Annotated in this window: 13 protein-coding genes; 6 read left to right on the top strand and 7 right to left on the bottom strand. The window is 69.2% G+C overall.

Going from position 1 to position 14,545, the window contains the following annotated elements; translation table 11 throughout:
* Positions 1 to 31 precede the first annotated feature (31 nt).
* The 6 genes from PW843_28230 to PW843_28205 form a co-directional block, all read right to left on the bottom strand.
* On the bottom strand, positions 32 to 1,675 hold the full coding sequence (locus PW843_28230; GenBank protein MDE1150454.1) for an alpha-amylase family glycosyl hydrolase: 1,644 nt from the start codon (positions 1,673 to 1,675) through the stop codon (positions 32 to 34).
* 156 nt (positions 1,676 to 1,831) lie between these two features.
* Complete coding sequence (locus tag PW843_28225; protein ID MDE1150453.1) at positions 1,832 to 4,216, bottom strand: FtsX-like permease family protein; 2,385 nt, start codon at positions 4,214 to 4,216, stop codon at positions 1,832 to 1,834.
* Positions 4,217 to 4,221: 5 nt separating this feature from the next.
* On the bottom strand, positions 4,222 to 4,905 hold the full coding sequence (locus PW843_28220; GenBank protein MDE1150452.1) for an ABC transporter ATP-binding protein: 684 nt from the start codon (positions 4,903 to 4,905) through the stop codon (positions 4,222 to 4,224).
* Between the two features lie 98 nt (positions 4,906 to 5,003).
* Positions 5,004 to 6,317 (bottom strand): HAMP domain-containing sensor histidine kinase, encoded by a 1,314-nt coding sequence (locus PW843_28215; protein MDE1150451.1) that lies wholly within the window; start codon positions 6,315 to 6,317, stop codon positions 5,004 to 5,006.
* Positions 6,314 to 7,018 (bottom strand): response regulator transcription factor, encoded by a 705-nt coding sequence (locus PW843_28210; protein ID MDE1150450.1) that lies wholly within the window; start codon positions 7,016 to 7,018, stop codon positions 6,314 to 6,316. The genes PW843_28215 and PW843_28210 overlap by 4 nt, the downstream gene beginning before the upstream one ends.
* 64 nt (positions 7,019 to 7,082) lie before the next feature.
* Positions 7,083 to 7,976, bottom strand: a complete 894-nt coding sequence (locus tag PW843_28205; protein MDE1150449.1) for a LysR family transcriptional regulator — start codon at positions 7,974 to 7,976, stop codon at positions 7,083 to 7,085.
* Positions 7,977 to 8,158: 182 nt separating this feature from the next.
* Here PW843_28205 and PW843_28200 point away from each other — a divergent pair, with 182 nt between their 5' ends.
* The 4 genes from PW843_28200 to PW843_28185 all read left to right on the top strand — a co-directional run bounded on the left by PW843_28200 (position 8,159) and on the right by PW843_28185 (position 11,988).
* Entirely contained in the window at positions 8,159 to 8,905 is a 747-nt protein-coding gene (locus PW843_28200) for a glucose 1-dehydrogenase (GenBank protein ID MDE1150448.1), read from the top strand.
* Positions 8,906 to 8,934: 29 nt separating this feature from the next.
* Positions 8,935 to 9,579, top strand: coding sequence for a glutathione S-transferase (locus PW843_28195; GenBank protein MDE1150447.1), 645 nt, complete (start codon positions 8,935 to 8,937; stop codon positions 9,577 to 9,579).
* 201 nt (positions 9,580 to 9,780) lie between these two features.
* Entirely contained in the window at positions 9,781 to 10,338 is a 558-nt protein-coding gene (sodC, locus tag PW843_28190) for a superoxide dismutase [Cu-Zn] SodC (protein ID MDE1150446.1), read from the top strand.
* 417 nt (positions 10,339 to 10,755) lie between these two features.
* Positions 10,756 to 11,988, top strand: coding sequence for an aspartyl/asparaginyl beta-hydroxylase domain-containing protein (locus PW843_28185; GenBank protein MDE1150445.1), 1,233 nt, complete (start codon positions 10,756 to 10,758; stop codon positions 11,986 to 11,988).
* Here the strand turns inward: PW843_28185 and PW843_28180 are convergent.
* On the bottom strand, positions 11,968 to 12,228 hold the full coding sequence (locus PW843_28180; GenBank protein ID MDE1150444.1) for a DUF6356 family protein: 261 nt from the start codon (positions 12,226 to 12,228) through the stop codon (positions 11,968 to 11,970). The two genes, PW843_28185 and PW843_28180, sit on opposite strands and share 21 nt — an antisense overlap.
* A gap of 125 nt (positions 12,229 to 12,353) precedes the next feature.
* Between PW843_28180 and PW843_28175 the strand changes: the two genes are divergently transcribed.
* Together PW843_28175 and PW843_28170 are read left to right on the top strand one after the other, a co-directional pair.
* The gene (locus PW843_28175) at positions 12,354 to 12,827 is read left to right on the top strand and encodes an Lrp/AsnC family transcriptional regulator (protein ID MDE1150443.1); all 474 of its coding nucleotides are present in this window, start codon (positions 12,354 to 12,356) and stop codon (positions 12,825 to 12,827) included.
* A gap of 350 nt (positions 12,828 to 13,177) precedes the next feature.
* Positions 13,178 to 14,440, top strand: coding sequence for a histidine kinase dimerization/phosphoacceptor domain -containing protein (locus tag PW843_28170; GenBank protein MDE1150442.1), 1,263 nt, complete (start codon positions 13,178 to 13,180; stop codon positions 14,438 to 14,440).
* Positions 14,441 to 14,545 lie beyond the last annotated feature (105 nt).

Below are 14,545 nucleotides of genomic sequence, written 5' to 3'. Positions count from 1 at the left end.
AATTAGCGCCGGAGTATAGTTTAGGGAGTGATCACACACCTTCGGGCCGTGACAGCACCACGCCGCCGAAGGGCGGCAGGGTCCAGCCACCGGTGCCGGGGGTGGGCCCGTTCACCCCGTCCGCCACCGGCCAGTTGGCCCCCTGCGGCGTGGTCCAGGCCCCGGGACCAAAGTTGAACAGGCACAGCAGGGACTCGTCCCCATGCCTGCGTTCGAAGACCAGCACCTGGTCCGTCGCCTCGATGAAGCGCATGTCGCCCACGGCCAGGGCCGGATGGGTCTTGCGCAGGGCCAGGATGCGCCGGGTGGTGGCCAGGTGGGAGGCAGGATCGGCCGCCTGGCGGTCCACCGCCAGGGCGTCATGATCGCCGCCCACCGGCAGCCAGGGCCGGGCGGTGCTGAAACCGGCATTGGCCGCACCGGCCGTCCAGGGCATGGGCGTGCGGGCACCATCGCGGCCCAGGGTCAGCGGCCAGTTGGCGATGGCCTCGGGGTCCTGCAACTGATCGAACGGGATGGCCACCTGGGTCAGGGCCAGTTCCTCCCCCTGGTACAGGAAGATGTTGCCGCGCAGGCAGGCCAGCAGCAGAACCGCCATACGGGCGAAGGCGGCGCGGTCGGCCTGCGTGGCCCAGCGGGAGACGCAGCGCGGCGCATCATGGTTGGAAAAGGCCCAGCTGGGCCAGCCCAGGCCCGGTTCATCCGGCCACAGTTCCAGCGCCCGGCGCACCAGCTGGGGCGTCAGCGTGTCGGCATAGAGGAAGCTGAAATCATAGGCGCTGTTCAGCCGCGTGTTCCCGGCGGTGAACGCCTTCATCTCCCGGTCGGCATTCGGCCCGCCGACCTCCGCCACCGTGAAACGATCGCCATCGTAGCCGTCCAGCACGCCCCGGATGCGTTCCAGGAAGGTCGGGATGTCCGGGTGGGACATGTTCCGGGTGTGCAGCTGGAAATCGAACGGCCGCGTGCGCGCCATCGCCTGATCCGGGTTCACCGGATTGTCGGTGAAGGCGGGATCGTGCATGGAGAAATTGATGGCGTCCAGGCGGAAGCCGTCCACCCCCCGGTCCAGCCAGAAGCGCGCCACGTCCAGCAGGGCGTCCTGCACCACCGGATTGTGCACGTTGAGGTCCGGCTGTTCCGTCAGGAAGTTGTGCAGATAATACTGGCCCCGCCGCGCGTCCCAGGTCCAGGCCGGGCCGCCGAACACGGATTGCCAGTTGCTGGGCGGGCTGCCATCCGGCTTGGCATCCGCCCAGACGTACCAGTCGGCCCGGGGGTTGGTGCGGTCCTGCCGGCTTTCCTGGAACCAGCCGTGCCCGTCGGAGGTGTGGGAATAGACCTGGTCGATGATGACCTTGAGGCCCAGTTCATGCGCCCGCGCCACCAGGGCGTCGAAATCGGCCAGGGTGCCGAACAGCGGGTCGACATCGCGGAAATCCGACACGTCGTAGCCGAAGTCCCGCATGGGGGAGGTGAAGAAGGGCGACAGCCAGATGGCATCCACGCCCAGACCGGCCACATGGTCCAGATGGCCGGTGATGCCGGGCAGGTCGCCCACGCCGTCGTTGTTGGCGTCGGCGAAGCTGCGCGGATAGATCTGGTAGATCGCCGCCCCGCGCCACCAGGGTCGGGGGACGCCCGGTCCGGTTTGGGTGGGGTCTTTGGTGGTCATGAAGCCTCTCCGGAAACGCGGACGACGTAAACAAGCGGGCCCACCCGCTGGGTCAGCGGCCCAACAAGAAACCTCAACCTACGCGTTCACTGTTTCAGTTGAGGTACGGCCGGCCCCAGGGGGCCAGCCATTCCACAATGAGGATCACGCCGCTGTCTACTCGGTGCGCAGGGCTTCGATAACCGGTACCCCCGACGCCCGCCATGCCGGCAGCATGCCGGCCAGCAAGGCCACGGCCACGGCGGCGCCCAGCGCGACCACCCCACCCCAGGGCGCGCCCTGGTAGTCGAAGGGGTAGCGGATGATGCCCCGGCCGAAAATGTCCACCACCGGCCGGCCGATCAGCGGCGCCAGGGCCATGGCCCCACCCCACCCGGCCAAGGCGACGGCCGCCGCCTCATACAGGAACAGCCGCAGCAGGGCGGGGCGCCGCCCGCCGATGGCCTTGAGCACCCCGACCTCCCGCGTGCGCTCCACCACGCTGACGCTGATACAGGCGGCCAGGCCCAGCGCGCCCGTCAACAGCGCCAGGACGGCGATGAACAACAGCACGCCGGTGACCATGTCCAGATGGCCATTGATGATGTCCACCAGAGTGGCCGCCGTCTCCGTCCCGCCGACCCGGACACCGGCGGCGGGCAACGCCGCCTCCAGCGCCTGGGCCACGCGGCGCGGGCTGGCCCCCGTGGCCAGGGTCAGCAACAGCAGGTCTGTTCGCCCCCCCTCCGCCAGACCGGGGACCAATCGGGGCGGCACGTAGACGCGGGCCGGCCCGAATTCCCGCACCACGCCCACCACGGTAACCGGCACGGCACCGCCCGCCAGGCTCAGCCGATAGTGGCCGCCCAGCCGCACCGCCGGCAGGTCGGCCAGCAGCTTTTGCGTCACCACCACCCCGTCCGGCAGCGACGGGTCCAGCCACCGCCCGGCCAGGATGTCGGGGCGCAACAGCCGCGTGCCGTCGGGTGGGACCACGACGGACACGGGATTGCCCAGACGCCCGCCCTCCGCTGTGGCCAGCGTACCGGGAAGCGCGGTCCAATACTCCGCCGCCGCGACCTCCGGCCGATCCGCCAGCAGCGTGCGTAGGCGGTCGATGGGATAGGGCTGTGCCAGGTCCACCGTCAGGTCATAGGGCCGGCCGCGCAGCACCGCCGCCGCCGTCCCCTGCATGGAGGCGCGGACGTTCAGCGCGGTCAGGAAAAAGGCCAGCCCCAGCGCCAGGACCAGGGCGCTCAGCACGGCGGGGCGCGGCCGGCGCAGGATGCCGCCGATCGCCAGGCGCGGCAGCGGCGGCAGGCGGCCGAGCATCCGCGCCACCGTCTCCACCCACGGTCGCAGGCTAACGCCGCCACCCCGCGCCAAGGCCTGCCGCACCGGCGGGCGCGCCGCCCGGCCCACACCCCAGGCGGCCGTCAGGCCGGGCACCGCAACACCGAACGCCAGGACAGCGGCGGCCACCCACCAGGGGGGTGCGGGGGTCAACAGGTCAAAATTATGCCGGCCGGCGATGGACCGGGCGATGACGACGCCCAGGCGCAGGGCCGGCCACAGGCTGGCCAGCGCGGCCAGCAGCCCCAGGGCGCCGGCCGCCAGCAGGTGGTCGCGCACCAGCATGCCCCGATCGGCACCCAGGGCCCGCAGGATGCCGATGGTCCGCCGTTCCCGCGTCATGATGCCGTCGATCAGGTTGACCACCAGCACCGTCCCCATGGCCAGGGACACGGCGGCCAAGGCGCCCATCAAGGCCAGCAACGCATCCAGCTGGTTCTGATGGCCGTGCCGGGGAACGTCCCACGCGTCCAGCCGGCGCACCGTCACACCGGCCTGGGCCAGCGCCGCCTCCACCCCCGGCGCCAGGGCCGTAGCGCTTTCCGGCCCGGTGGCGGCACGGGTGGTCAGCAGCAGGCGCGTGCCGTCCAGCACGGGCGCACCCGCCGCCTGCCAGGCCGCGAACGTGGCGCGGGTGACATAGCCGTAGAGCCGCATTTCCATGCGCGACGGGTGCTGGCCCGGGTCGAAGGCGTATCCCGCCACCTGGGCGGTGACGCCACCACCATCGGCGAAACGCAGGGGCAACGCACCCTGCGGACTGCCGGCCAGAAAGGCGGCGCCGTCCCGCTCGATCAGCATTTCCCCCGGGGGCGGCAGCCAATGGGCGGGATCCAGCCCGGGCCCGGGCTGGAAGGTCGCGATCCTCAGATGATCGAAATCATCGACCACCGACAGCTCCAGCGGCATCCACCGATCCGCCCCCACTTGCGCCCGGGCCATCAGCACGGGGCGTTCCTCCACCGCCGTGATGCCGGGCAAGGCCGCCAGCCGGGCCAGGACCTGGGGTGTCGCCCTGTCCACCCGCACCACCAGGTTGGGCGGGTTGGTGCCACGATAGTTGGCCTCCAGATCCGTGCGCAGCAGGGAAAAGGCGGCCAGCACCACGCCGGCGCCGAACAGGCCCACCGCCAGCCCCAGGAAGGCCAGCGTGGTGCGCCCCCAGCGCAGGCTGAAATCCCGCCGCACCTTTATCAGACGCATCGACATGCCCATCACGCCCCCTCCCCGCCCACGACACCGTCGGCGATGCGCAGCACGCGGTGATACCGCTCCAGGCCCCGGCCTTCATGGGTGGCGACGATGACGGTGCGGCCCTCGGCCACGCAGCGGTCGAACAAGGCCGCCACCCGGTCGCCGTTGGCCTGGTCCAGGTTGCCGGTGGGCTCATCCGCCACCACCAGGGGCGGGTCGTTGGCCAGGGCGCGGGCGATGGCCACCCGCTGCTGTTCCCCGCCCGACAGCCGCGAGGGCAGGCGGCCGGCCAGGTCGGCCAGGCCCACGCCATCCAGCAGCGACAGGGCCTGTGCCCGCCGGCGCGATACCGGCACCGTCCCCACCAGATCCATGGCCAGGACGATGTTCTCCAGCGCGGTCAGGGTGGGCAGCAATTCGAAGAATTGGAAGACGATGCCGACATGGACGCCGCGGAAGCGGGCCAACGCGCCCTCCCCCAGGGTGTCCAGCGCCATGCCGGCGACGGTGACCCCGCCCTCGCTGGGGTAATCGATGCCGGCGACCAGGTTCAGCAAGGTGGATTTGCCGGAGCCGGAGGCGCCGGTGACGGCGACATATTCCCCCTTGGCGATGGTCAGCGACGTGGGTTTCAGCGCCGGATAGTCGCCGCCGCCGTGACGGTAGCGCCGGCCGGCACCCCGCAACGCGATCATGGGCTGCATGAGGCCCCCTTCCCGTTTCATGGAAGGGACAGGATGAGCGCGCCTTGTCCGGCGCCTTCGCGTGGAGTGTGGGGAAAGTGTGTGGGGGGCGGCCGCCCTCAGCCCGCATCCCAGGGGAAGGACAGGGTGGCGGTGGTGCCACCATCCACCACGCTGTCCAGGCTGACGCGGCCGCCCTGCGCCACCACCAGCGCGCGGACGATGCTGAGGCCCAGGCCGGTCCCACCAATGCCCCGGTGCCGTTCCACCCGGTAGAAGCGGTCGAAGACATAAGGCAGGTCGGCAGCCGGAATGCCCCGGCCGTTGTCGGTGACGGTCAGCCGCCAGCCCTCTTCCTCAGCTGCCAGGGCCAGGTGGACAATGGGATCGGGCCGGCCGTGAACGGCCGCCGCCGCGTTCTCCACCAAGTTGCCCAGGGCCTGCAGCAGGCGCTGGGGATCAACGGACACCACACGGTCGGCGCTCACCGCCAACGTCATCGCTACCCGCACGCCGGTTTGTTCCAGACGCTGGCGACTGCGGGCGAAGGCGTCACGGGCCCAGTCGGCCAGGACCACCGGCTTCCGCGCCGACGGCACCGCCCCCTCCGCCACCGTCGCGGCGTCCAGGATGTCGCCGATCAGCCGATCCATCAGGGCGATCTCCGCATCCATCTGCGCCAGGTGGGGGCTGGCCTCCTGCGGCCGCCGCGCGACGGTTTCCCCCAGGGCGCGCAATCGCGCCAGGGGGGAGCGCAGTTCGTGTGACACGTCGGCCACCAGCCGGCGTTGGCGCAATTCGCTGTCCCGCAAGGCCAGCGACATGTCATTGAATGAAGTCACCAGGCCCGCCAGTTCACGCTGGCGCGGCGGGGCCAGCGTCTGCCCGAAATGGCCGCCGGCCACGCGGCCGGCCAGGTCGGACAGGGCGCGAAAGGCCCGCGTCAGCGTGCGCACCGGCGACCAGACGATGATGGCGGCCAGGAGCACAAAGCCCAGCAACAGCGGCAGGAATTCCACATGCATGGGAATCAGGGGCCGGCCGGTGCGACTCAACACGACCTTGCCTCCGCCGGGCAGTGGCGCCACCCCCACCAGCACCTGCAAATCATCCTGCTGCGGATCCGGCGGCGGCCGGTCCGGCCGGCTGTCGGCCACCAAGGCGCCGGCACTGTCCAGGACGGTCAGCCGCACACCGCGGTGCGTCGCCGCCCAGTCGCGAGCCATCCCGGCAGGGTCGGCACCAACCGGCCAGCGGGCCGCCAGCCAAGTCGCCTCATCCCCTATGTCCCGCTGCCACACGGCATACAGGTAATGGCCCTGGAAGTGGAAGGAGAGCGCCACCATCATGGCCAGGCACAGCCCCACCAGCAGCAGGGCACGCCAGAACAGCTGGCGGAACAGGCTGCCGCCCGGCCGGGGAGCCGCCGTCACGGCAGGTCAAACCGGTAACCCACGCCCCACACCGTCTTGATGAAGGCGGGGGTGCGGGGATCGTCGCCGATCTTGCGCCGCAGATTGCTGATGTGGGTGTCCACCGCCCGGTCGAAGGCATCGGTTTCACCCCCGCGCACGCAGTCCAGCAGCAGATCGCGGTTGAAGACGCGGCCGGGCTCCGCCGCCAGGCGGGCCAGCAGGTCGAACTCCGTGCGCGTCAGGTCCAGCGGCCGGCCATGCAGGGTGGCGGCACGATGGTCGGCGTGGATCAGGAAGGGGCCGACGCGGCTGCCGGCCGGGGGTGCGGCCTCCACCCGGGCGCAACGGCGCAGCACGGCCTTCATCCGCGCCTCAAGCTCCCACAAGCTATAAGGCTTGGGCAGGTAGTCGTCGGCGCCCAGATCCAGGCCCAGGATGCGGTCGGCCTCCTGCCCCCGGGCGGTGACCATGATGATGCCGATGTCGCGGTTCCGCCGGATGCGGCGGCAGAGGGATAGCCCATCCTCACCCGGCAGCATGATGTCCAGGATCGCCAGGTCCACGGGATGGGCATCCAGGTGCGCGTCGGCACCGGCGCCGCCCGTGACCCAGGTGACAATGAAACCGCTGTCGGCCAGATGGCGCACCACCAGGGGGGCCAACCTGTCGTCGTCCTCCACCAGCAGGATGCGGGCGGCATTGGGCAGGGATTGGGTCATGAGGGGCCTCACCTTGGGGCAGGCGGGGAGCGCACGCAAGCCCAGGCCCACGGAACCAGGCAACTCACGACTTGGCGAATTTCAAATCGCCGATGCGCGACACGATGGTACGGAGCAAGGGCGAGGTGTTGGCCGCGTTGTAACCGACCGACAGGTCGATGGTCGGCGCCACGCCGGCCAGCGGCCGGCTGACGACCGTCGGCGGCAACAGGTTGCGGGCGTAGAGCGGCATCAGGGCGATGCCGCGGGTGGAGGCGACCAGCGACACCGCCATCGACAGGTTGTCGACCAGATGGTGCGGGGTCAGGTCGATGCCCAGCCGGGCGCCGTAGGCGTCCGTCACCAATCGCAAGGCCGGGGACTTGTCGTGGGGAACGCCGACCAGCGGCTGCCCCACGATATCCTGGGCGGTGATGGCGTCACGGGCCGTCAGGCGGTGGTCCGCCGGCATCAGCACGATCAGCGGCTCATCCATCAGCCGCGTGAAGACGATGCCGGCCGCATCGCGCTCGTGCCGCAGGAAGGCCAGGTCGATCCGGCGGCGCATCAGGCCGTCGGCCAGGTCGGGCGACGACAGGCTGTGGATGACGACCTCGGTATTCGGCAGTTCGTCGCGCATGATCGCCATCACCGCCGGCAGCCACTGGAACTCATGCCCCGTCAGGAAGCCCAGGACGAAGGACGGCTTGGCCGGCGCCGCCGCCCGCCGTGTCGCCTCCACCGCCGCCTCCACCTGCACCAGGACGACACGGGCGTGATCCAGGAACACCCGGCCGGCGGGCGTCAGTTCCACGCCCTTCACGCCCCGGATCAGCAGGTCACAGCCCAGTTCGGCCTCAAGGTCGCGCATCTGCCGGCTGAGCGACGGCTGGGCGGTGTGCAGCCGCCTTTCGGCGGCAACCGTCAGGCTGCCCTCCTCCGCGACGGCGATGAAGTAACGCAGGTGGCGTAAATCCATAAGCCATACTTTATGGGCATGGACCGATAGGAACAAAGTCTTTTTCAGCGCAGCATGAACGGCCCATTTTCCTTTCAACGGCGACTAAAACAGCCCGCGTCGCAGCGATCCCAGAAGCCCCTGTGGGCCGGTGATCAGACGTGTCAGGCATGACAAACCACGCCGTGTCGAAAGGAACTAAGATGACCACCCCCGTCGTTCTGATCACCGGCGCGCTGACCGGCATCGGCCGCGCCACCGCCTTCGCCTACGCCGAGAAGGGCGCGAAGGTCGTCGTTTCCGGCCGTCGTGAGGACACCGGCAACGCCCTGGCCACCGAGTTGCGCGCCACCGGGGCGGAAGCCGAATTCATCCGCGCCGACGTCCGCCATGAGGATGAGGTCCGCGCCCTGGTCGATGGGACGGTCCAGCGCTTCGGCCGGCTGGACATCGCCGTCAATTCCGCCGGCACCGAGGGCACGCCCGGCCCGGCCACCGAGCAGACGCCGGAAAGCTACGTCGCCACCTTCGACACCAACGTCCTGGGCACGGTGCTGAGCATGAAGCACGAACTGCGGGTGATGTTGGCGCAGGGCGGGGGCAGCATCGTCAACATCTCCTCCACCTTCGGGCATGAGGGCGGGGCCGGCGCTTCCATCTATGCCGCCAGCAAACACGCCGTCGAAGGCCTGACCAAGTCGGTGGCGCTGGAGGTCGGAACCCAGGGCGTCCGGGTCAACGCGGTGGCGCCGGGCCCCATCCAGACCGGCATGCTGGATCGCTTCACCGGCGGCGAAGAGGTCAAGGCCTATCTCGCCACCCTCAACGCCCAGAAACGGATCGGCCAGCCGGACGAGATCGCCAGGGCCATCCTCTACATCGCCTCAAACGACGCCAGCTTCGTCACCGGCCACATCCTGACCGTCGACGGCGGCAAGTCGGCTGGCTGACGCCAGGCACAAACTTAAGGACAACCATCATGTCTTCGGATTTGAAACTGTACGAATCCAGCGCCTCCCCCAATTCGCGCCGGGTGCGCATCTTCCTGGCGGAGAAAGGGATTTGCGTCACCCGCGTTCCGGTCGATCTGGGCGCCCGGGAGCAATTCTCCGACGCCTACGCCCGGATCAATCCGCGCCGGGTGGTCCCGACGCTGGTGCTGGCGGACGGCACGGCCATCGGCGAGGTGCCGGCCATCCTGCGCTACCTGGAGGAGGCGCACCCCGGCACACCGCTGCTGGGCACCTCGCCCACCGAAAAAGCGCTGGTGGTGATGTGGGAACGCCGGATGGAACTTGAGGGCTTCGCCGCCGTCATGGAAACCGTCCGCAACAAGGTGCCGGGCCTGGCGGGCCGCGCCATCGCCGGCCCGCACGACTACGCGCAGATACCGGCCCTGGTGGACCGTGGCCGGCAGCGCATCGCCGATTTCCACGCCGACCTGGAGGACAGGCTGGCCGAGGTCCCATTCGTCGCCGGCGACCGGTTCAGTGCCGCCGACATCACGGCGGTCGTCACCCTCGACTTCGCGGCCAAGGCCCTGGACCTGCCCATCCCGGAAGGCCACGCCGCGACCCAGCGCTGGTACGACACGATCGCCGCCCGCCCCGGCTTTTCAGCGTGACGCCATCCTGAACAGCAAACGGTGGCGCCCATGCCGGGTCGGCGCCACCGTCGCGTGCATGTCCCGCGTCAAAGTGGTCCGGGCGTGGCATAGGCCGGGTGCAGCACTGGCAGTGCTACGCATTCTCACTTATCATTCTGGGTGTTAACCAATTCGCCCCAAGCCCGGCTCAACGGAACCGGGTCCATCCGGAGGGAAACAATGTCTCGGACCATCCTGCGCACCGCCCTGCTGTCGGCCACCGTCATGGCCGCCCTGGGCGTTGCCGGGGCCGCCGTCGCGGCCGCCCCCGTCATCACCACCGTCCACCTGATCACCGCCGACGGGGTGGGGGCCGCCGTCGGCACCATCACCGCGACGGAGGGCAGCGGCGGCCTGGTGCTGACCCCGAAGCTGACCGGCCTGCCCCCGGGGGTGCACGGCTTCCACCTGCATGCCAACGCGTCCTGCCAGCCGGCGGAAAAGGATGGCAAGCCCGGTGCCGGCCTGGCCGCCGGCGGCCATTTCGATCCGGCCAAGACCGGCAAGCACATGGGCCCCACCGCCGATGACGGCCACAAGGGCGACCTGCCGCCCGTGGCCATCATGGCGGACGGCACCTCCTCCCCCGAGGCGCTGACCGTGCCGCACCTGAAGCTGGCCGACCTGGCCGGCCACGCCTTCGTCATCCACGCCGGCGGCGACAACTTCTCCGACAATCCGGAACCGCTGGGCGGCGGTGGCGGCCGCATCGCTTGCGGCGTGGTCGGCGACAAGTAAGGGCGCACTCGCACGGGCCCGGCAGCGGCATGACGCAGAGCGTCATGCCGCTGCCGGCTGCGACTGCAGCCGCCGGAGATTTCCGGGGAGCATCAGCGGACCGGAAACCGAGGATGAGGCAAGCGACCGGATGGTCGCGCCCGCCGGTTGAGAGGACATTTGATCGGATCGATCAAATGTCGCGCATACGAGCGCCCGTTTTATTTTTTGAAGGCCGTGAATTTTTCGTCATTGTTACAGTTCGTCGCATCCCGCCCTTGTTGGGGCCCGCGACCTCTGCCTATAGTGATAGGCATAAAGGCGTGGCGATCAGCCAGCCGCCAAAACGGGTCGGGAGGGTGCTGGACGGAAGACGGGGCCGATGGCCCGCCGCATCCATGGTTTGCCAGCACCACCCATCATGAACGCGGGGGCGTTATGGGTGAGTGGGCGGAGGCCGCGAACGCGGAATCCATACCGACGGCGCAGGAACGGGCACGCGCCCTGAACGCGACGGCCGTGCGGGCCATGGCGGCGGGACAACCGGGCCGGGCGCACGCCCTGCTGGCGGAGGCGCTGGCCCTGGCTGCTGATGAGCTGCCGCTGTGGCTGAACCTGGCGGGGGCGCGGCGCGCCCTGGGCGACATGACGGGCGCGCTGGCGGCACTGGACCAGGTGCTGCTGCTGGACCCGCGCAATTTCATGGCCCTGCTGATGCGCGGATCGCTGCTGGACACGATGGGCCAGGCGCGCCTGGCAGGCGCGGCCTATGGTACCGCCCTGTTGCTGGCGCCACCGGACAGCGCGCTGGACGCGCCCACGGCCCGGGCGCTGGCCCGGGCGCGCGACCGCCACAGCCTGTATCTGGCGGAACTGGACACCTTCCTGAAAGGGGAGATCGGCGACAACCTGGCCCGCTGCCGCAGTACCGAGGCGCGGCGCATGAACCGTTTCGTCGATATGGCGCTGGGCCGCACCAAGCCCTATCACCAGCAACCGGCGCAGTTCTTCTACCCCGGCCTGCCGGCCATCGAATTCTTCGACCGGGAGGAGTTCGCCTGGCTGCCGGACCTGGAGGCCGCCACCGACGCGGTACGGGCGGAGTTGGCGGGGGTACTGGCGGGCGGGGAGGATGATCCCACCCGCTTCGTGCCCTATATCGCCTATCCCGACGGCCTGCCGCTGGACCAGTGGGCGGAACTGAACCATTCCCCGCGGTGGAGCGCCTTCCACTTCATGCATTACGGCCGGCCGCACGCGCAGAACCGTGCCCGCTGCCCGAACACCGCCGCCTTGCTGGACACCATGCCCCAGCCGCAGGTGCCGGGCAAATCGCCGGCGGCCATGTTTTCGGTCCTGAAGCCCCGCACCCGCATCCCCGCCCATACCGGCGTCGCCAACACCCGGCTGGTGGTTCACCTGCCCCTGGTGGTGCCGGGGGCTTGCGGCTTTCGCGTCGGCAATGAGACGCGGGAATGGAAGGTGGGCGAGGCCTGGGTGTTCGACGACACCATCGAGCATGAGGCCTGGAACGACAGCGACCAGACCCGTGTCATCCTGCTGTTCGACATCTGGCACCCGCACCTGAGTGCTGAGGAACGCGCCATGGTCACCCGGGTGATGACCGGCATCGACGCGTTCAATGGCAACTCAGCGGACGGCGGCCTGTGACCCCGTGTTGGCGGCCCTCTTGGCGGCGGCCTTGCGATTGCGGTTAACCACCATCTCATCATGCAGGCGGGCGATCATGGCACTGCCGGTGCGCACGAACAGGCCGGGAATAACGGCATGGATCAGGCAGGCCAGGCCCGCCAGCACCATGCGCACCCCGAAGGAGGTCGCGACCAGGGCATGTTCACCATAGGTCTCATCGACCGTGCGCGGATGGTCCAGAAACAGCTTGTTCAACATCGCCTTCCCCGTCGCCCCTGTTTGCCTCAGGCGATAGCATAACCCCGCTTTCCTTGAGAAAAATCCCAAACCATCCCATTATATTCCAATATAAACGCAATTATATCCCATTAAGGGGCATCGTATTGGTTGAACTTGACAAGATCGACATCAAGTTGCTGCACCTGCTGCAGGACGACGCCTCGCTGGCCGTGGCGGATTTGGCGGAACGGGTGGCGCTGTCGGCCAACGCCTGCTGGCGGCGGGTGAAGCGGCTGGAGGAGGCGGGGCTTATCCGCCGCCGCGTCGCCCTGCTGGATGCCGACCGGCTGGGCTGCGGCATCACCGTCTTCGTGGCCATCCGCACCAACCAGCATAACGAGGACTGGCTGGAGAACTTCGCCCGCGGCGTCGCCGACATCCCGGAGATCGTGGAGTTCTACCGCATGAGCGGCGACGTGGATTACCTGCTGAAGGTCCTGGTGGCGGACATCCCGCATTACGACCGGGTGTACAAGCGCCTGATCAAGGTGACGCAGTTGACCGACGTCAGTTCCAGCTTCGCCATGGAACGCATCAAGTCCACCACCGCCATCCCCCTGCCCCTTCCAACGACGTGATAGGCGCGGCCTTTGATCGTGACCGATCAAGGCCCCCTCAGGCGCCGGGCGCCAGCATCCGCTGGCTTGGCTATCCTCGTTCCGCCCTGCGGTGCTCACTCCGGGGCTGGCAGTCGCCAGCCCCCAGCGATACGACTCAAAGTTTCGGGCAACTGGCATGAGTGTTGGAAAAGCGCGGCTTTCCTGGTTTTGCAAGGCATACAACGAAGGCAAGGTCGCAATAGGCCGCCATCTGCGGCATGGTCGGCCTGTCGATAGTCCGCGTGGGTGCACGCGCGGACCTTTTTTCATGCGCGGTTTCTCAAGGTCATGCCCGCGCAGGGGCGTCGTGGGGGCATGCTGCCGTGGACATGCTGTTGAAACAGCGGGTACGACTGGCGGGGTTGGCCGCCCTGGGCGGCATCGTCGCCTTGCTGCTGATCATGCAGTCCATCTTCGCCGAGGTGGTCAGCAGCGAGCGGTGGGTGAACCACAGCCACCAGGTTCGCGCCACCGCCGGCCAGTTGCTGGGCGCCGTGCTGTCGGCGGAATCGGCCCAGCGCCTGTACCTGCTGGAACGCACGCCGGAGGGACAGGATCGCTTCCAGGGCTATCACGATGACGCCGGCACCCTGATGCTGGCCCTGGGCACCCTGGTCGGCGACAACGCGGAGCAGACGCGCCGGGCCGCCACCCTGACATCCCAGGTCAATTCCCTGCTGGAGGCCCTGCGCGCCGCCATGGTGCAGCGCGCCATGGGCACGGCCCCCGATCCCATCACGCTGGAGCGCAGCGAGAGCCTGATGACGGAGGTGCGCCAGCAGGTGGCCGTCATCAACGGGGTGGAGCAAGCGCTGCTGAACCAGCGCCAGAGCCGGGTCGATACCCTGCGCCTGCTGTTCGTGGCCGGCAGCGTGGTCATCTGCCTGGTGGCGGGCGGCCTGGTGTGGCGCCTGTCCCGCGGCGCCATGAACGAGGCCGACCGCGAAAGCCGCATGCGCCAGCAGTTGCAGGACATGCTGGATGAGAAAGGCCGCCTGCTGCGGGAGATCAACCACCGCGTCGGCAACGGCCTCGCCATGATCGGCACCCTGCTGCAATTGCAGACCCACGACACCAAGGACCCCCAGGCCGAACGCGCCCTGGCCGAGGCGCGCACCCGCGTGCTGGCTATCAACGAGGTCCACAAGCGCATGCTGCAGGCCGAGACGGTGGACGAGGTGGAGTTCGGCGCCCTGCTGCCCGCCTTCTGCCGCGAGGTGGCCGCCGAATACGGCGCCCTGGATCGGGTGCAGGTGACCAGCACGCCGGTGCTGTTGCCGGTGGAAACCGGCGTGGCCCTGGCCCTGATCCTGAATGAGATGCTGACGCCGACCCTGCGGCGGTCGACCGACCTGTCCAGCCCCGTCCAACTGACGCTGGGCGTGGTGGACAAGCGCCTGTCCTGCACCATCGACGACCCCAGCGGCCAATTGCCGACCGACATGGGGGCGGCCCGGCTGGCCGGCATCGGCATGACGGTGGTGCAGGCGCTGTGCCGCCAGATCGGGGCGGAGATGGCCTTCGACAAGGCCGGCACGCAGTTCTACATCTCCATCCTCGTGCCCGAGGCGCACAGCGTGCAGGCGGCTTAATTCGCCCTCAAACGCCGGGTGCCGGCATCCGCCAGCGGCACCCTTGAGGCCGGGAAACAACCCGAAAGACGGGGCGGGAATCTGCCCACCTCTGCTAAAGAGTTG

This window comes from Azospirillaceae bacterium (genome assembly GCA_028283825.1).
GTDB lineage: Bacteria > Pseudomonadota > Alphaproteobacteria > Azospirillales > Azospirillaceae > Nitrospirillum.
This window is presented reverse-complemented; position numbering and strand designations above follow the sequence as displayed.